The organism is Amycolatopsis sp. NPDC050768, assembly GCF_040654155.1.
GTDB lineage: Bacteria > Actinomycetota > Actinomycetes > Mycobacteriales > Pseudonocardiaceae > Amycolatopsis.
Window position 1 is genome coordinate 20,356 of record NZ_JBFAHL010000013.1, and the last position, 16,430, is coordinate 36,785.

The 16,430-nt window shown below is 70.3% G+C and carries 14 protein-coding genes and 1 tRNA gene; 10 read left to right on the forward strand and 5 right to left on the reverse strand.

Going from position 1 to position 16,430, the window contains the following annotated elements:
- Nucleotides 1-21: 21 nt before the first annotated feature.
- Entirely contained in the window at nucleotides 22-1,077 is a 1,056-nt protein-coding gene (locus tag AB0H62_RS32455; protein ID WP_360590337.1) for an LLM class F420-dependent oxidoreductase, read from the reverse strand.
- 147 nt (nucleotides 1,078-1,224) lie between these two features.
- Here AB0H62_RS32455 and AB0H62_RS32460 point away from each other — a divergent pair, with 147 nt between their 5' ends.
- Complete coding sequence (locus tag AB0H62_RS32460) at nucleotides 1,225-2,898, forward strand: AMP-binding protein (RefSeq protein ID WP_360590339.1); 1,674 nt, start codon at nucleotides 1,225-1,227, stop codon at nucleotides 2,896-2,898.
- A gap of 59 nt (nucleotides 2,899-2,957) precedes the next feature.
- Entirely contained in the window at nucleotides 2,958-3,728 is a 771-nt protein-coding gene (locus AB0H62_RS32465) for an enoyl-CoA hydratase/isomerase family protein (protein WP_360590341.1), read from the forward strand.
- A gap of 1 nt (nucleotide 3,729) precedes the next feature.
- Here the strand turns inward: AB0H62_RS32465 and AB0H62_RS32470 are convergent, their stop codons facing one another.
- Complete coding sequence (locus AB0H62_RS32470) at nucleotides 3,730-4,380, reverse strand: TetR/AcrR family transcriptional regulator (RefSeq protein WP_360590343.1); 651 nt, start codon at nucleotides 4,378-4,380, stop codon at nucleotides 3,730-3,732.
- Nucleotides 4,381-4,644: 264 nt separating this feature from the next.
- Here AB0H62_RS32470 and AB0H62_RS32475 point away from each other — a divergent pair, with 264 nt between their 5' ends.
- Nucleotides 4,645-5,976 carry an alpha/beta hydrolase gene (locus AB0H62_RS32475; RefSeq protein WP_360590344.1) on the forward strand — a complete coding sequence of 444 codons (1,332 nt, stop codon included), beginning with the start codon at nucleotides 4,645-4,647 and terminating at the stop codon, nucleotides 5,974-5,976.
- An 85-nt stretch (nucleotides 5,977-6,061) separates the two neighbouring features.
- Here the strand turns inward: AB0H62_RS32475 and AB0H62_RS32480 are convergent.
- Nucleotides 6,062-6,134 (reverse strand) — tRNA-Arg (locus AB0H62_RS32480).
- Nucleotides 6,135-6,249: 115 nt separating this feature from the next.
- Here AB0H62_RS32480 and AB0H62_RS32485 point away from each other — a divergent pair.
- From AB0H62_RS32485 to AB0H62_RS32500, 4 genes are all read left to right on the forward strand, one after another.
- The gene (locus AB0H62_RS32485) at nucleotides 6,250-7,374 is read left to right on the forward strand and encodes an epoxide hydrolase family protein (RefSeq protein ID WP_360590346.1); all 1,125 of its coding nucleotides are present in this window, start codon (nucleotides 6,250-6,252) and stop codon (nucleotides 7,372-7,374) included.
- Between the two features lie 175 nt (nucleotides 7,375-7,549).
- Nucleotides 7,550-8,470: a cation diffusion facilitator family transporter gene (locus tag AB0H62_RS32490; RefSeq protein WP_220243838.1), complete on the forward strand. Its 921-nt coding sequence runs from the start codon at nucleotides 7,550-7,552 to the stop codon at nucleotides 8,468-8,470.
- A 175-nt stretch (nucleotides 8,471-8,645) separates the two neighbouring features.
- Nucleotides 8,646-9,461: an MBL fold metallo-hydrolase gene (locus tag AB0H62_RS32495; protein ID WP_255638409.1), complete on the forward strand. Its 816-nt coding sequence runs from the start codon at nucleotides 8,646-8,648 to the stop codon at nucleotides 9,459-9,461.
- 84 nt (nucleotides 9,462-9,545) lie between these two features.
- Nucleotides 9,546-10,151, forward strand: coding sequence for a flavin reductase family protein (locus tag AB0H62_RS32500; protein WP_220243836.1), 606 nt, complete (start codon nucleotides 9,546-9,548; stop codon nucleotides 10,149-10,151).
- Nucleotides 10,152-10,198: 47 nt separating this feature from the next.
- On the opposite strand, the gene AB0H62_RS32505 is transcribed toward AB0H62_RS32500, so the two are convergent.
- Nucleotides 10,199-10,918: a DUF305 domain-containing protein gene (locus tag AB0H62_RS32505; RefSeq protein WP_220243835.1), complete on the reverse strand. Its 720-nt coding sequence runs from the start codon at nucleotides 10,916-10,918 to the stop codon at nucleotides 10,199-10,201.
- A 7-nt stretch (nucleotides 10,919-10,925) separates the two neighbouring features.
- Nucleotides 10,926-11,750: a DUF3105 domain-containing protein gene (locus tag AB0H62_RS32510; protein ID WP_255638744.1), complete on the reverse strand. Its 825-nt coding sequence runs from the start codon at nucleotides 11,748-11,750 to the stop codon at nucleotides 10,926-10,928.
- Between the two features lie 252 nt (nucleotides 11,751-12,002).
- Here AB0H62_RS32510 and argS point away from each other — a divergent pair, with 252 nt between their 5' ends.
- From argS to AB0H62_RS32525, 3 genes are read left to right on the forward strand one after another with little or no spacing between them, the layout of a single operon-like run.
- Nucleotides 12,003-13,667, forward strand: coding sequence for an arginine--tRNA ligase (gene argS, locus AB0H62_RS32515; RefSeq protein WP_360590350.1), 1,665 nt, complete (start codon nucleotides 12,003-12,005; stop codon nucleotides 13,665-13,667).
- 3 nt (nucleotides 13,668-13,670) lie between these two features.
- Nucleotides 13,671-15,101 (forward strand): diaminopimelate decarboxylase, encoded by a 1,431-nt coding sequence (gene lysA, locus AB0H62_RS32520; protein ID WP_220243832.1) that lies wholly within the window; start codon nucleotides 13,671-13,673, stop codon nucleotides 15,099-15,101.
- A gap of 12 nt (nucleotides 15,102-15,113) precedes the next feature.
- Nucleotides 15,114-16,424: a homoserine dehydrogenase gene (locus AB0H62_RS32525; RefSeq protein WP_360590628.1), complete on the forward strand. Its 1,311-nt coding sequence runs from the start codon at nucleotides 15,114-15,116 to the stop codon at nucleotides 16,422-16,424.
- Nucleotides 16,425-16,430 lie beyond the last annotated feature (6 nt).

A 16,430-nucleotide genomic window follows, 5' to 3' on the forward strand; every position in this document is an offset into this window, starting at 1 on the left:
GAGCGCGTGGCCGTGCCGAGGTCAGCCGAGCACGGCGCGGGCCACGAGCGCGAGGTCGTCCGGCAGTCCCTGTACGGCGAGCGAATCGACCACAGTGGACTCCCACCGGCACAGCTCCTCGCGGATCTTGCCCACCGGACCCACGAGGGCGACCTCCTCGACGAGCGCGGTCGGGATCGCGGCCGCGGCGGCCTGCTTCTCGCCGCGGAGGTAGAACTCCTGCACGCGCGCCGCCACGTCGGCGTAACCCAGGCGGGTGAAAACGTCGTGGTGGAAGTTCGCTTCGCGGGCGCCCATGCCGCCGATGTACAGCGCGAGCTCCGGCCGGACGTGGTCGGCCGCGCGCTCGACGTCCTCGTCCACGACGACCGGCACCGTGGCGATCACCTCGAAGCGCGCCGGGCGACCGCCGGGCCGGCGGGAGAAGCCGGCGTCGAGCGCGGCCCGGTAGAACGCGTCGGCCTCGGGGGAGAAGAACATCGCGTGCCAGCCGTCGGCGATCTCGGCCGCGAGCGCGACGTTGCGCGGGCCCTCGGCACCCAGCTGGATCGGCAGGTCCGGTCGCCGGTGGTGCAGCGTCGAGCGCAGCGGCTTGCCGAGCCCGGTGCCCGACGGCAGCGGAAGGCGGTGGAACTCCCCGTCGTAGGTGAGCGGGGCTTCGCGGGCCAGGACCTGGCGGACGACCTCGACGTACTCCCGGGTGCGAGCCAGCGGACGGGGGAAGGCGACACCGTGCCAGCCCTCGGACACCTGCGGGCCGGAGGCGCCGAGGCCGAGGACCACGCGTCCGCCGGAGAGGTGGTCGAGGGTCGCCGCCGCCATCGCGGTGGCCGCGGGGGAGCGGGCGGGGATCTGCGCGACGGCCGTGCCGAGGCGCACGCGCGTCGTACGGGCGGCGCACCAGGCGAGCGGGGTGAACACGTCCGAGCCGTAGGCCTCGGCGAACCAGATCCCGTCGAAGCCGAGGTCCTCGATCTCCCGGACGCGCTCGTCCCACCGCACCGGCACCCCGCGGAAGAACTGGCCGACGTTGACACCCACGGGGATCGGCATTTCGGTGGCCTCCTGAACGCGCATTTGGTGAGTGCATCGTTGTTCACTCGCGGCTTCCTTGCAAGCTGCACTGATCGGGTAACGATGTGAATGGCTAGTGACTTTGGTCTTGCCAGTGCGCGCATCTAGTTGGATGCTGTGCGGCGTCTGGCATTCGGCAAGGAGGCTGGTGTGGACCTGTTCGGGAAGATCGACGTCACGACGTTGCGAGGCCGCCGCGCGGTCAACCGCTGGGAACGGACCTCCGTCGGCGACGTGTTCGAACGCCTGACGTGGAGCTACCCCGACAAGGTCGCGATCACCGGCCGGCCTGGCGCGTACGGCGAGGAGCGGTTCGCGTCGGTCACCTTCCGGCAGGCCGACGAGATCGCCAACCAGCTCGCCCACGCCCTGGCCGCGCGCGGGCTCGAACCGGGCGCCCGGGTCGCGCTCTTCTGCGAGAACTCCGTCGAGGCGTACCTGGCGAAGATCGGCATCGCGAAGGCCGGGATGGTCGCCATGCCGATCAACCCCGCGCTGGCCACCGACGTGCTCGAATACCTGATCGGCCAGGCCGAACCGGAGGCGGCGATCGTCGACTCCGAACTGTGGCCGCGGGCTCGGGCGGCCTTCGAGACCGCCGGGCTGCCGGTCGCCGCGACGATCACCATCGGCGGCGGCGCGGTCGCGGGCAGCCCGACGTTCGGCGCCTTCCTCGCCGGCCGGCCGGTGACCGAGCCCGACGTCGAGATCCACGGCGACGACATCTGGCAGCTGCTCTACACCTCCGGCACCACGGCCATGCCGAAGGGCGCGATGATCTCGCACTCGGCCAGCCACCTGGCGGCGTTGAACTTCTCCGTCTCGCTGACGCGCGGGCTCCGCGTGGAGACGGAGGTGAAGGTGATGACCTACCTGCCGATGATCTACCACGTCGGCGACCAGGTGTTCACCTTCTCGGCGTTCCTCGCCGGGGGTTCGCTGGTCCTCGGCCGCCGGCCGGTGCCCGACCAGGTCGCCCTGGCCATCGACGAGGAGCGGCCGACCGCGCTGTGGGCCGGCTCGCCGCAGTTCGTCGCCGCGTTGACCGCCGAGGCGGAGAAATCCGGTCGCGATCTCTCCAGCCTCACCGTGCTGGTCTACGGCTGGGGTGCGCTCGAACCGGCCGTTTACGAGACCCTGCAACGGAAAGCGCCCGGCCTGGTCGTGCTCGGTATCTTCGGGCAGACCGAGGCGATCGCGTGCCACCGGTTCTGGCCGGCGAAGTGGCCGGAGGTCTATGAACGCACGGCTCCCGCGTTGAACTACGTCGGGGTGCCGAGTCCGCTGCTCGCCTCCGACGTCGTCGACGAGACCGGTACCTCCCTGCGCGACCAGCCGCAGGTGCCCGGCGAAGCCGTGTACCGGAGCCCGACCGTCACGGCCGGGTACTACCTCAACGAGGACGCGACCCGCGAGGCCTTCCGCGGCGGCTGGTTCCACTCAGGTGACAGCGCTGTGGTGGACGAGGACGGCCTGCGCGTGATGGTCGACCGGTTCAAGGACATCGTGAAGTCCGGCGGTGAGAACGTGTCCAGCTTGCGGGTGGAGGCAGTGCTGCACCGGCATCCGGCCGTCGAGAAGGCCGCCGTGATCGGTCTGCCGCACGAACACTGGGGCGAAGCCGTGACGGCGGTCGTCGTGCTGCGGCCTGGCGCGGAGGCCGACGAGACGTCGCTCATCGCGCACTGCCGCGCCGCGCTCGGCGGCTACGAGACCCCCAAGGCGGTCGTCTTCGAGGACGCCCTGCCCGAGACCGTCGGCGGCAAGGTCCTCAAGTACAAGCTGAGGGGCCGGCACGCCGGCCTCTACGGGTCGCGCGGCTGAGGAGCCCGCTTGCCCCTTCGTGATCTCCGGCGCTTCACTGTCCTTTGTGGAGGACCCTGATGACTCTGGTCGACCTGACCTACCAGGACTCGATCGCCCTCGTGCGCCTCAACCGCCCGGACCGCCTCAACGCCCTTTCCGAGCAACTCCTGACTGACCTCGAGACCACGCTCGACCGCATCGCCGCCTCGGCGTGCCGCGCGATCGTCGTGACCGGTGCCGGGCGCGCGTTCTGCGTCGGCGCGGACCTGCCCGAGGTGCTCGACCGGCTGGACGGCGGCCAGGAGGACCTGCTGGCTTTCGTGCGGCGCGCCGGGAACCTGTTCAGCCGCTGGGAAAACTCACCCTTGCCGGTCATCGCCGCCGTCAACGGTCACGCCGTCGCCGGCGGTTTCGAACTGGTCCTCGCCGCGGACGCCGTCGTCGCGGCCGAGGGCGCCCTCCTCGGCGACGGCCACGTCCGCTACGGCATGCTGCCCGGCGGAGGCGGCGCGGTCCGCATCGAACGCAAGCTCCCGGCCAACGTCGCCCGCCGCCTGCTGTTGACCGGCGGCCTCGAACCCGCCGAACGCTTCCACGCCTGGGGCCTCATCGAGGAAGTCGTGCCGGCGCAGGGTTTGCTCGACGCGGCGTTCGCCCTCGCCCGCCGCTTCACCACCCACAGCGCCCTCGCCCTGGCCGAAGTCAAACGCGTCGCCAACGCCGCCCGCGACCTGCCCACCGCCGAAGCCCTCGACCTGGAGTACGAGACCTTCGCGGCCTACGTGCACTCCCCGGAAATCCGCGCCGGCCTGACAGAGTTCCGCGAGCGCGAACGCCCACCCGCGTAGCTCAGGCGCCCTGCTCGTCCGGCCATTCCTCGCCCGCGTCGCCCGCCTCGACGACGACCGCGGGCGAGGCCGCGTCGATGCCGAGACAGGCGTGTGCCGCGCCGACCAGCAACGCGGCCAGTTGCGGTACCGGCAGGCCGGAGTTGAAGAACAAAATGGACTGGATGCTGCCGATCGCCGCGTGGACCAGGACGCGGATCTCGCCGTCGGCCAGGTCGGTGCGCAGTGGGGCGACCGCGCCGACCCACTCCTCGATGTAGTGGCGCTGGGCGCGGCGCAGGCGCCGGAGTTCGTTCTCCGGCAGGTTGCGCGCTTCGCGGTGGTACACCTGGAGGATCCGGCGGTCGTGGATGGCGATGCGCACGTGGTTGCCGATCAGCTCGCTCACCGCGCGCCGGTCGTCGCCTGCTTCGTCCACGATGGACGAAGCGGCGGTGGACAGCTGGTCCATCACCTGCTCCAGCAGCTCGGCGAGGATCGCCGACTTGCTGTCGAAGTGCCGGTAGATGCCCGATCCCACGATCCCCGCGGCCTGCCCGATCTCGGCCATGCCCACGGTGTGGTAACCGTTGCGCGAGATCAGCTCCGCGGCCGCGGTCAGGATCCGGGCTTTGCGCGCGGGATCGCGCCGAGGCCGTTGCGCCTCTTTCACCGGTACCTCCCTCCACGGCTGACTTTCCGATCGTACCTCGCACACGCGCGCCCCAAGCCGCCGCAGGGCGAGCGTCACTCTTGCTTTGCCGGGCAGAACAACCCGATCACGTGAATCGCGCCCGGGCTCGAGCGTGGTACTGTCCGCTAGCTAGTGAATGACAGTTCACTAGCTAGCCGCACCTCCCAAAACCCTCCACTTTCATGCTCTTCAGAGGGTTTCTTGTGCAGAAGTCCATGGTTCAGGATGACAAAGAGGTCAACCATGCCCGTCGTAAAGAACTGTAATTCACTACGGCGCCGGCGCGCAGCGACCGTGCTGGCCGCCCTTCTCGTGGCCACCGGAAGCGTCGTGACGCCCGGCTCGGCAGCGGAAAACCCAGACACAGACTGCAAGAACGTCACGGTTGCGGTGACCGCGGCCGGTCAGCCGGCCACCATCGCCGGCACGCTGTGCGTCCCGCCCGGCGCCACCACTGTGCAAATCCTCGTTCACGGCTGGTCCTACGCGCGGTACTACTGGGACCTGCCGTATGAGCCGGACACCTACTCCTACGTGCGGGCGGCCAACCGGCGCGGCTACGCGACGATGAACATCGACCGCCTCGGTGACGGCCAGTCCACCCACCCGTTGAGCGCGTTCGACAACTTCTATGCCGACGTCAGCACCGTCCACCAGGTCATCACCGCCCTGCGCGCCGGCAAGCTCGGCACCCGCTTCGACAAGGTGATCGAGGTCGGGCACAGCCTGGGCGGCATCCTCACGATGACGGAAGCGGGCCTGTACAAGGACGTCGACGCCATCATGCCGACCGGCATCGCGCACTCGCTCAACTACACCAACGTCGTCACGAAGATCATCGCCGACGATTACCCCTCGTCACTCGACCCGAAGTTCTCCGGCGCCGGCCTCGACCCCGCGTACCTGACGAGCTACCCCGACACCCGCCGCGGCTTCTACCTGGGCAACGCGACCTCGACCGACCCGGGTGTGGTCGCGAAGGACGAGCAGCTCAAGGAAACCGGCAATCTCGTCGAGCTGGCGACGTTGGCCGGCTACAACGTCCTCAACGTCGACCGCACGCTGAACATCCCCGTCTACACGGTCGTCGGACAGCATGACCCGTTCATCTGCGGTCTGCTCGGCCCGAGCTGCTCGGATTCCGCGGCCCTGGCCGACTTCGAGCGCCCCTTCTACGGTCCTGACGCGACAGTCCTCGCCGACGTCGTCCCGAACACCGCCCACGACCTCCAGCTGGAGAAGAGCGCGCCGGACAGCAATGCGCGCATGCTCGACTTCGCGGACAAGTACGTCGGGGCCGGCACCGCGGTCCGCGAAAGCGCGCCCGGTGCCGCTTCGCCCGTCCCCACGCCGCCGAACCCCACCCCGAGCCTGGCGGCACGGGCGGTCAACGCCACGGTCGTGCAAGCCGCCGTCCCGGCCATCGCGCTGCTTCAGCGCAGCAGCAACGTCGTCCCCGGCCTCGGCGGCAACCAGGACCCGATCCCGGGCATGTCGCAAGCCCTCTCGACGATCGGCAACCTCACCGACACCCTCGTGGGCACGTTCCCGGAAGAACTGATCAGCGGCAGCTGAGCCGAGCCGGCCACAATGACGCCACAACGAAATCGGCGGTTCTCACTCGCGAGTGAGAACCGCCGATTCGTTTACGTGAAGAATGTGCCCTTGGCAGGATTCGAACCTGCGACACCTGCCTCCGGAGGGCAGTGCTCTATCCCCTGAGCTACAAGGGCGCATCGCTGCGCGACGACGTCAGCTTAGCGCACCCCGGTTCGCCCGGTGTTCCGCAGGGGGTCACCTTCGGGGCCGACACTGCTAGCGTTGATCTTGCTGACGGAGGGAGCAAGGGTGGCAGCGGAACCGTTCGAGGCCCACGTGACCGAGGCCGACATCGCGGACCTGCGGGAACGGTTGCGCCGCACGCGGTGGCCCGAGGCCGAGACGGTGGACGACTGGTCCCAGGGTTTGCCGCTGGCCTACGCGCAGGAGCTGTGCCGCACCTGGGCTGAGGACTATGACTTCGGCTTCGCCGAGAGGCTGAACGAGTTCCCGCAGTTCCGCGACACCGTCGACGGGCTCGGGATCCACTTCCTGCACGTGCGCTCACCCGAGCCGGACGCGTTCCCGCTGGTGATCACGCACGGGTGGCCCGGCTCGGTGCTCGAGTTCCTCGACGTGCTGGGCCCGCTCACCGACCCGCGCGCCCATGGGGGAGACCCGGCGGACGCGTTCCACGTGGTCGCACCGTCGCTGCCCGGGTACGGGTGGAGCGACAAGCCGGCGAAGGCCGGGTGGGGTGTGGAGCGGACCGCGCGGGCGTGGGACAGCCTGATGGTTTCGCTGGGCTACGAGCGCTACGGCGCGCAGGGCGGCGACTGGGGCTCGGCCGTGACCGGAGCGCTCGGCGAGGTCGCGCCGGAGCGGGTGGCGGGCGTCCACGTGAACATGGCGGCCGCGCCGCTGGGGCAGTTCGACGACCCGACGCCCGAGGAGCAGGCCGCGCTCGCCGCGGCGCAGGAGTTCGGCCGCACCGGGCGCGGCTACTCCGGGCAGCAGTCCACCCGTCCGCAGACGCTCGGCTATGGCCTCACCGACTCGCCCGCCGGTCAGGCCGCCTGGATTGCCGAGAAGTTCTGGGCGTGGACCGACAACAACGGCCACCCGGAAGACGCGCTGACCCGCCGGCAGATCCTCGACGCGATCTCCGTGTACTGGTTCACGGCCTCGGCCACGTCGTCGGCGCGGCTGTACTGGGAGAGCTTCGGCACGGGGTTCCGGAACAAGATCACCGCGCCTTCGGGGATCTCGTTGTACCCCAAGGAGATCACGCGGCCCTCGCGCCGCGAGGCCGAGTTGCGGTTCACCGATCTGCGCTGGTTTGAAGAGCTGTTGCACGGCGGCCACTTCGCCGCAATGGAGGAGCCGGAGTCGCTCGTCGAGCAGGTGCGCGGGTTCTTCCGCCTGGTGCGCTGATCCCACCAGGCGGGAGTGCTCATCCGGGGGATGGGTATCGGCCTGTGTGCCCGATTACAGTGCACTTAGGCTTACCTGTATTGCACATATGCGCATGCGACTATATATTGCCAAGGGGACCTTGCGACGGGCCCTGCACCGGTGGTGACCTGCGGAAACGATGGGAGGCGGAGTCATGGGCCACGGACACGGACATGGGCACACCGCCGCCCCGGCGAGCGCGTCCGGTCGCTACCTGCGCGCGTTGCTGATCGCCCTCGTCATCGGCGCGGGCTTCATGGTGCTCGAGTTCGTGGTGGGCTTCACCACGGGCTCGCTGGCCCTGATCTCCGACGCCGCCCACATGTTCACCGACGTCCTGGGCGTCGGCATGGCGCTCACCGCGATCGTCCTGGCGCGCCGCAGCGGGCCGACGCTCAGCCGCACGTTCGGCATGTACCGCGCCGAGGTGCTGGCCGCGCTGGGCAACGCGGTGCTGTTGTTCGGCGTCGCGGGATACGTGCTGGTGGAGGCCATCGGCCGCATCACCGACCCGCCCGAGGTGGCGGGCTTGCCGGTGATGCTGGCCGCGGGAGCCGGCCTGGTCGCCAACATCGTGTCGTTCTTCGTGCTGCGCTCGGGCGCGCGCGAAAGCCTCAACGTCCGCGGCGCGTACCTCGAGGTGCTCGCCGACCTGATCGGCTCCGTCGGTGTGCTGATCAGCGGCGCGATCACCCTCACCACGGGCTGGCGCTACGCCGACCCGATCATCGGTGTCGCCATCGGCCTGTTCGTGCTGCCCCGCACGTGGACCCTGGCCCGGCGCGCGCTGCGCATCCTGTTCCAGCACGCCCCGAACACCGTCGACGTCGGCGCGATCAGCACGGAGCTCGCGGCCCTGCCGGGCGTCTCCGACGTCCACGACCTGCACGTCTGGACCCTCACCTCCGGCATGGAGGTCGCCTCGGCCCACCTCACGATGAGCGACGAGGCCGAGCAGTCCACCGTGCTCACCAAGGCGCAGGACCTCCTGTCCGCCCGGTACTCCATCAACCACGCGACGCTGCAGGTCGAAGGACCGCAGTGCGCGCGCCGGTGCCAGGAACTGTCCTGGTAGCCCGGTTTGACCCGGGATGGGCGTACGCCTGCCTTGGCGCTGAGCCGAATCCGGCGGGATCTGACCCGTTCACCGGTGGCCGGTTCCCCGCGTTCGAGGCAATCTTCAAGCGGCGCAACAGATAAGCAGGCGGGAATGAGCGCGCCTGCCGAACAGACCACCAAGGGGAATGCTCGTGAGTGAGCGCATCAGTTCGCAGCGGCAGGAATTCGGGATCGGCGTGATCGGGGGGCCGACCACCGTCGTGGACATCGCGGGCCTGCGGTTCGTGATGGACCCGACGTTCGACGAACCGGGTCCGCGCGCCTACTTGACCAAGCTCGAGGGCCCGGCGGTCGACGAAGCCGGGCTCGGCGACGTCGACGTCGTGCTCGTGAGCCACGCCGCCCACCCCGACAACCTGGACGTCAGGGGCAAGGAATACGCCCTGGCCGCCAAGACGCTCCTGACCGGCGCCAACTCCGCGAAGCTGCTCGGCGCCACCGCCAAGGGCCTCGAGGCCTGGGAGACGATCACCATCCCCCGCGGCGACGGCGGCGGCGACCTGACCGTGCAGGCCGTTCCGGCCGAACACGGTCCCGCCGACGGCGACCGCGACGACACCGGCCACATCAACTCCCAGGTGATCGGCTTCGTGCTCTCGGGCACCGGCCTGCCGACGGTGTACCTCAGCGGCGACAACGCCTCCGTCCGCGTGGCGGCCGAGATCGCGAGCAAGGTGGGGCCCATCGACGTCGCGGTCCTCTTCGCCGGCGCCGCCCGCGTCGCGGCGAAGTTCGACGGCCGCCCCCTGACGCTCACCTCCGAACGCGCCGCCGCCGTGGCCGCGGTGCTCGGCGCGAAAACCGTCCTGCCCGCCCACATCCAGGGCTGGGCCCACTTCTCCGAGGGCATCGACACGTTCCGCCCCGCCTTCGACGACGCCGGTCTGGCCCATGTCCTGGCGCTGGCCGAACCGGGCGAGTGGAACGTCGTGGGGAAGCAGTCCTGACGTCTTCTTCCTCTGCACAGGAGCCGGTAGCGGTGGATGAGGTGCGCACCTCGTCCACCGTGGCCACCTGGTAGACCAAAGGGCATGCGCAAGGACTTCGATCCCGCCGACGTCGCCCCGTTCGCCTTCTACCGCCTGCTGACCGCGACCGTGGTGCCGCGGCCGATCGCGTGGGTGTCGAGCACCTCGGCGAGCGGCGTGGACAACCTGGCGCCGCACTCGTTCTTCACGGTGGCCTCGGCCGCGCCGCCGGTGCTGCAGTTCACGTCGGTGGGGCGGAAGGACACGTTGCGCAACGTCGAGGCCACCGGGCAGTTCGTGGTGAACCTCGCGCCGGAGCACCTCTTCGAGAAGATCAACGACACGGGCACCGACTTCCCGCCCGACCACAGCGAGTTCGACGCCACGGGTCTCACGCGCGAGCCCAGCACGAAGGTCAAGCCGCCGCGGGTGGCGCAGTCGCCGGTGGCGTTCGAGTGCGAGCTGCACAGCACGGTCGGGTTCGGCACGTCGACGGTGGTGTTCGGCCGGGTCGTGCACGTCGCGGTGGCCGAGGACGTGCTCGACGGCGACCACCCCGTGATCGGCCGGCTGCGGCCGCTGGCGCGCCTCGGCGGCGACGAGTGGGGCACCGTCGGCGACGTAAAGGAGATCCCGCGCGTCCGGTTCGCCGACTGGGACAAGCGCTGAAAAAAGGGGGCCGCCCCAAGAAGGAGCGGCCCCCGGCAAGAAATACCTCAGGACGCCGGAAGCGGAGCCGCCCCGCGCGCCTGCAACATCAGCTTCATCTGGTTGATCTCCGCGCCCTGCGACACGAGGATGCTGCGGCACAACGCCTTCAGCGCCGGCAGGTTCGAGTGGTCCTGCGCGTACTCCGCCATCGCCGTGCCGCCCTGGTGGTGGCGCAGCATGAGCTGAAGGAAGTCGACGTCCATCGCGCGGCCGGTCAGCGAACGCAGCTTGGCGATCTCCGCGTCGGTGGCCATGCCCGGCATCGGGGCGCCGTTGGCCGGCGAACTGGTGGGCATCTGCATGCCCGCGTGGCCCATCGGCTCGGTCATCCACGTCATGTACGCGCCGGGCGCCTGCTCGGGCTGGTCCCACAGCATGAGCCAGCCCTTCATGCGCCCGACCTGCTCGGTCTGCGACGACTCGATGTCGAACGCGAGCTGCCGCACCTCGGGGTCCGTGCTGTGGTCGCGGGCCCAGTTGGCCATGGTCACGGCCTGCAGGTGGTGCGTCGACATGTCCTGCGCGAAGCCGACCTCGACCGAACCCGCGCCGGGGGTCGCCGGCGCGGCGTCGCTGCCGTCGGTGAGCCGCGCGGCGAACACGCCGATCGCCACGCCGATGAGCAGCACGGCGAGCATCGACCCGCCGATGACGACCCAGCGCGACCACGTGGGGCGCTCGCCGGGCTCGTCGACATCCGGTTCGAGGTCGGCTTCGGTGCTCACCGCGAGATCACTGTCCTGCCGGAGCCGACGGCGCCGTCACCGGAGCGCTGGGCTGGCCGGGAGTGCCCGGCATGCCGCCCTCCGGCACGGCACCGGAGCTGCCGCCGTAGTTCATCGGCTTCGCGTCGGGGCCGGGCTTGCTCGGGTCGAACGGCGGCGGGTTGCTCGGGTCGAACTGGCCCGGGCCGAGCGCGTCGCACGAGGCGCCGATCTCGGGGTACACGCCGTTGGGGTTCGTCCGCAGCGCGGCGATGAACTCGTCGATGCGCGGGTCGTCGGCCTTGTCCAGCTTGAGCTGGTGGCCCCACGACTGCAGCGAGATCGGCTTGTCCAGGCCGGGGTAGGGCGACATCGAGATGTAGGTCTTGCCCTTGACTCGCGCGGCCAGCAGGTCCACCTGGTCACCCTTGACGAGGTCCGGGTTGTAGGCGATCCAGACGGCGCCGTGCTCGAGCGTGTGGACCATGTTCTCGGTGCGCACCGCGGTCGGGTAGACGACGCCGTTGCAGGCCGCCCAGTTGCCGTCGTGCGGGCCGCCGAAGGGCGGGCTGTGGTCGTACGCCACGCGCTCGGTGGGCAGCACGTGCACCGAACCGGTGTAGGTCGCGGTGATGACGCCCGGGATCTTCTTGGACGGGTCGGGGTCGCTGGCCGTCGGCGCGAACGACGAGGCCGCCTCCTCGCGGGACTTCTGGTCGCGCTGCGGAGCGGATTTCACCATGTAGTAGGTGACGACGCTGGCCAGGAGGGCCACCACCACGACGACACCGACGATGGTGCCCCACGGAGTGCCCTTCTTACCCACGACGGACTTGCCACGCGCGGCCTTCACCGCGTTCGCGGACTTGCCGCGCGCTCCGCCGGCGGACGTCCCCTTCTTACTGGTTGTCCCTTTCGCCATGGTTTGCCGCGATCTCCTCGTGAGATGATGGAGGGATCCGGACGGACCCTGCCCGTCGGCCAGTGTAGAGACCGGACGTCTGATCACCGTGAACGCCTCTCACGATCACTTCAGGGTGATGTGCGACAACCGCAGGTCGGACCGGCGTAAGCGTCCGACCTGGGCACACCTAGAATTCAGCGAGTGACTCCCGCCGCTCTCGCCGACCTGGTCCGCGCCTCCGCCGTGCAGGTGCTCGACGCCCGAGGCGTCGACGCCGCCGTGCTGCCGGAGCAGGTGACCATCGAACGCCCGCGCAACCCCGACCACGGCGACTACGCGACGAACCTCGCGCTCCAGGTGGCCAAGAAGGCCGGGCTGAAGCCGCGCGAGTTCGCCGAGGCGCTGGCGGAGGTCGTGGCGGCCGCCGACGGCGTGGACGCGGCCGAGGTCGCCGGCCCGGGGTTCCTCAACTTCCGCCTCGCCGCCGACGCGCAGGGCGAGGTCGTGCGCCAGGTGCTCGCCGCGGGGGAGGCCTACGGCCGCGGTGACACGCTCACCGGCCGGAAGATCAACCTCGAGTTCGTCTCCGCCAACCCGACCGGCCCGATCCACCTCGGCGGCACGCGCTGGGCGGCGGTCGGCGACGCGCTGGGTCGCGTCCTGGCCGCGCAGGGCGGCGACGTCACGCGCGAGTACTACTTCAACGACGCCGGCGCCCAGATCGACCGGTTCGTCCGGTCCCTGATCGCCGCCGCCAAGGGCGAGCCCGCTCCCGAGGACGGCTACGCCGGCGGCTACATCAACGACATCGCCGCCGAGGTCCTCAAGCAGGAGCCCAGCGCGCTGTCGAAGCCCGAGGCCGAGCGGCACGAGACGTTCCGCAGCGTCGGCATCGAGCTGATGTTCACCGAGATCCGCCAGAGCCTGCACGAGTTCGGCACCGACTTCGACGTGTACTTCCACGAGAACTCGCTGCACGAGTCCGGCGCCGTCGCCGCCGCCGTGCAGCAGCTCAAGGACTCGGGCAACCTCTACCTCGCCGACGGCGCCTGGTGGCTCAAGTCCAGCGAGTACGGCGACGACAAGGACCGCGTCGTCATCAAGAAGGACGGCAACCCGGCCTACATCGCCGGCGACCTCGCCTACTTCAAGGACAAGCGCAACCGCGGCTTCGACCTGTGCATCTACATGCTCGGCGCCGACCACCACGGCTACATCGCGCGCCTGAAGGCCGCCGCGGCCGCGTTCGGCGACGACCCGGACACCGTCGAGGTCCTCATCGGCCAGATGGTGAACCTCGTGAGCGACGGCAAGCCGGTGCGCATGTCCAAGCGCGCGGGCACCGTGATCACGATGGAGGACCTCGTGGAGGCCGTGGGCGTCGACCCGGCGCGCTACGAGCTCATCCGCTACTCCGTCGACTCCACTTTGGACGTCGACCTCGACCTGCTGCGCAAGCACAGCAACGACAACCCGGTCTACTACGTGCAGTACGCGCACGCCCGGCTGTCTTCCTTGCAGCGCAACGCCGCCGATCTCGGCCTGCGGTCCGAAAAGGACGCGGCGGACGTCGATTTCGGACTCCTGACCCTGCCCGCCGAGGGTGACCTGATCCGCACCATCGGCGAGTTCCCCGCCACCGTCCGCCGCGCCGCCGAGATGCGGGAACCGCACCGCATCGCCCGCTACCTCGAGGAGCTGGCCGGCGCGTACCACAAGTTCTACACGGTGGGCCGGGTGCTGCCGCAGGGCGACGAAGAGGCCACCCCTCTCACGTTCGCCCGGCTCGCCCTGTGCGAGGCCGCCCGCCAGGTGCTGGCGAACGGCCTGTTTTTGCTCGGTGTCTCAGCTCCGGAACGGATGTAAGAAATGGCGCACCCCGCGGGCCCCCGCCACGCCGACGTCTACCCCCATGCCGACGCCTCCGGGTTCCCGCCCGCGAGCGCAGAGGAACTCGACAAGCTGCCCGCGAAAGTGTGGCCGCGCAACACTTATCGCGCCGGCGACGGCATCGTGCGCATCGCCGGCATGGACGTGCGCGACCTCGCCGAGACCTACGGCACGCCGCTGTTCGTGGTCGACGAGGCCGACTTCAAGTCCCGATGCGCCGACTACGCCGAGGCGTTCGACGACCCGGCGCTGGTGCACTACGCGTCGAAGGCGTTCCTGTCCATCGAGATCGCCCGCTGGGTGGCCGAGCAGGGCCTGAGCCTCGACGTGTGCAGCGGCGGCGAGCTCGCCGTGGCGCAGCGCGCGAACTTCCCGGCCGAGCGGATCACCTTCCACGGCAACAACAAGTCGATCGCGGAGCTCGACGCGGCGGTCGAGGCCGGCGTCGGCACCGTGGTGGTCGACTCGTACTACGAGATCGCCCGCCTCGCCGAGATCGCCGCGCGCCGCGAGGTCGTGCAGGCGGTGCTCGTGCGCGTGACGGTCGGCGTCGAGGCCCACACGCACGAGTTCATCGCCACCGCCCACGAGGACCAGAAGTTCGGCTTCTCGCTGGCTTCCGGCGACGCGGCCGAGGCCGTGCGCCGGGTGCTCAACGCGCCGTCGCTCAAGCTCGTGGGCCTGCACAGCCACATCGGCTCGCAGATCTTCGACGCCGACGGCTTCGAGGTCGCCGCGCGCCGCGTCGTCGGGCTGCTGGGCGACCTGGCCAAGGAGCACGGCCGTGAGCTGCTCGACCAGCTCGACCTCGTGGACCTCGGCGGTGGCTTCGGCATCGCCTACACCGAGAAGGACAACCCGCCGCCGCCCGCGCAGATGATCACGCAGATCCGCGAGATCGTGCGCAAGGAGTGCGCGTACGCCGACCTGCCGGTGCCGCGCATCGCGGGGGAGCCGGGCCGCGCGATCGCCGGCCCGGGCACCATCACGCTGTACGAGGTCGGCACCATCAAGGACGTCGCGCTGGGTGACAACAGCACCCGCCGCTACGTGAGCGTCGACGGCGGCATGAGCGACAACATCCGCACGGCGCTCTACGATGCCGTGTACGACTGCCGGGTGGTTTCCCGCTCCGCGAGCGAAGGTGACGAGCCCGTGCTCGCCACTCTGTCCCGAGTCGTGGGAAAACACTGTGAATCCGGCGACATCGTCGTCCGAGACTGCTGGCTACCCGACACTCTTGCTCCCGGCGACCTGCTGGCCGTCGCGGCGACCGGTGCCTACTGCTACTCGATGGCGAGTGGGTACAACCGGCAGCCGCGCCCGGCGGTGGTGGCCGTGCGCAACGGCAGCGCCCGCGTGCTGCTGCGGCGGGAGACGACGGACGACATGCTGCGCCTGGAGGTTTGAGAAGTGTCCACAGTGTCTCCATCGGACGGACGAGCGATCAGGGTCGCCCTCCTCGGCTGCGGCACCGTCGGCAGCGAGGTCGTCCGGCTGCTCACCGAGCAGGCGGACGAACTGGCGGCGCGCGCCGGGGCCGCGGTGGAGCTGGCGGGTATCGCCGTGCGCCGCCCCGACAAGCACCCCGAGCTGCCGCAGGAGCTGGTGACCGACGACGCGGCCGCGCTCGTCGTCCGCGAAGACGTCGACGTGGTCGTGGAGCTGGTCGGCGGCATCGAGCCGGTCCGCGGCTGGCTGCTCTCGGCGCTGGGCGCCGGCAAGGCCGTGGTCACGGCCAACAAGGCGCTGCTCGCCGAGCACTCGGCGGACCTGTTCGAGGCCTCCGACGCCGCGGGTGTCGATCTGTACTTCGAGGCCGCCGTGGCCGGCGCCATCCCGCTGCTGCGCCCGCTGCGCGAATCGCTGGCCGGCGACCGCATCACGCGCGTGATGGGCATCGTCAACGGCACCACCAACTACATCCTCTCCGCCATGGACACCACGGGCGCGGGCTACGCCGAGACGCTCGACGAGGCCGGCCGCCTCGGGTACGCCGAGGCCGACCCGACGGCCGACGTCGACGGTTACGACGCCGCGTCCAAGGCCGCGATCCTCGCCTCGCTCGCGTTCCACACGCGCGTGACGGCGAAGGACGTGCACCGCGAGGGCATCGCCGACGTCACCGCGGCCGACCTGGTCGCCGCGCGCGTGCTGGGCCGCACGGTGAAGCTGCTGGCGATCTGCGAGCGCGTGACGGCCGACGACGGCGCCGAGTCCGTGTCGGCGCGCGTGCACCCGGTGATGATCCCGCGCAGCCACCAGCTCGCGGGGGTCAGCGGCGCGTTCAACGCCGTCTACGTGGAAGCCGACGCGGCGGGCGAGCTGATGTTCTACGGCCAGGGCGCCGGCGGGGCCCCCACGGCGAGCGCGGTGCTGGGCGACCTCGTCGCCGTGGCCCGCAACCGCGTGATCGGCGGCCGCGGCCCGCGCGAGTCGGCGCACGCCGCGCTGCCCATGCGGCCGATGGGCCAGACGCCCACGCGCTACCACGTGAGCCTCGACGTCGCCGACCGCGCGGGCGTGCTCGCGCAGGTGGCGCAGGCGTTCGCGGGCCACGGCGTGAGCATCGCGGCCGTGCGCCAGCGCGACGCCAACGACACGGCGAGCCTCGTGGTGGTCACCCACCTGGCGCCCGACGCGGCGCTGCAGTCCACTGTGGACGAGATCGCGAAACTCGATGTGGTGCACCAAGTCGTCAGCGTGATGCGGGTGGAGGGTGAAGACCAGTGAATGCAG

What these genes read in the sequence shown, in the direction of transcription:
- AB0H62_RS32455 (WP_360590337.1), bottom strand. Translation starts at nt 1,077, where the DNA reads ATGCGCGTTCAGGAGGCCACCGAAATGCCGATCCCCGTGGGTGTCAAC.
- AB0H62_RS32465 (WP_360590341.1), top strand. Translation starts at nt 2,958, where the DNA reads ATGACTCTGGTCGACCTGACCTACCAGGACTCGATCGCCCTCGTGCGC.
- AB0H62_RS32475 (WP_360590344.1), top strand. Translation starts at nt 4,645, where the DNA reads ATGCCCGTCGTAAAGAACTGTAATTCACTACGGCGCCGGCGCGCAGCG.
- AB0H62_RS32490 (WP_220243838.1), top strand. Translation starts at nt 7,550, where the DNA reads ATGGGCCACGGACACGGACATGGGCACACCGCCGCCCCGGCGAGCGCG.
- AB0H62_RS32500 (WP_220243836.1), top strand. Translation starts at nt 9,546, where the DNA reads ATGCGCAAGGACTTCGATCCCGCCGACGTCGCCCCGTTCGCCTTCTAC.
- lysA (WP_220243832.1), top strand. Translation starts at nt 13,671, where the DNA reads ATGGCGCACCCCGCGGGCCCCCGCCACGCCGACGTCTACCCCCATGCC.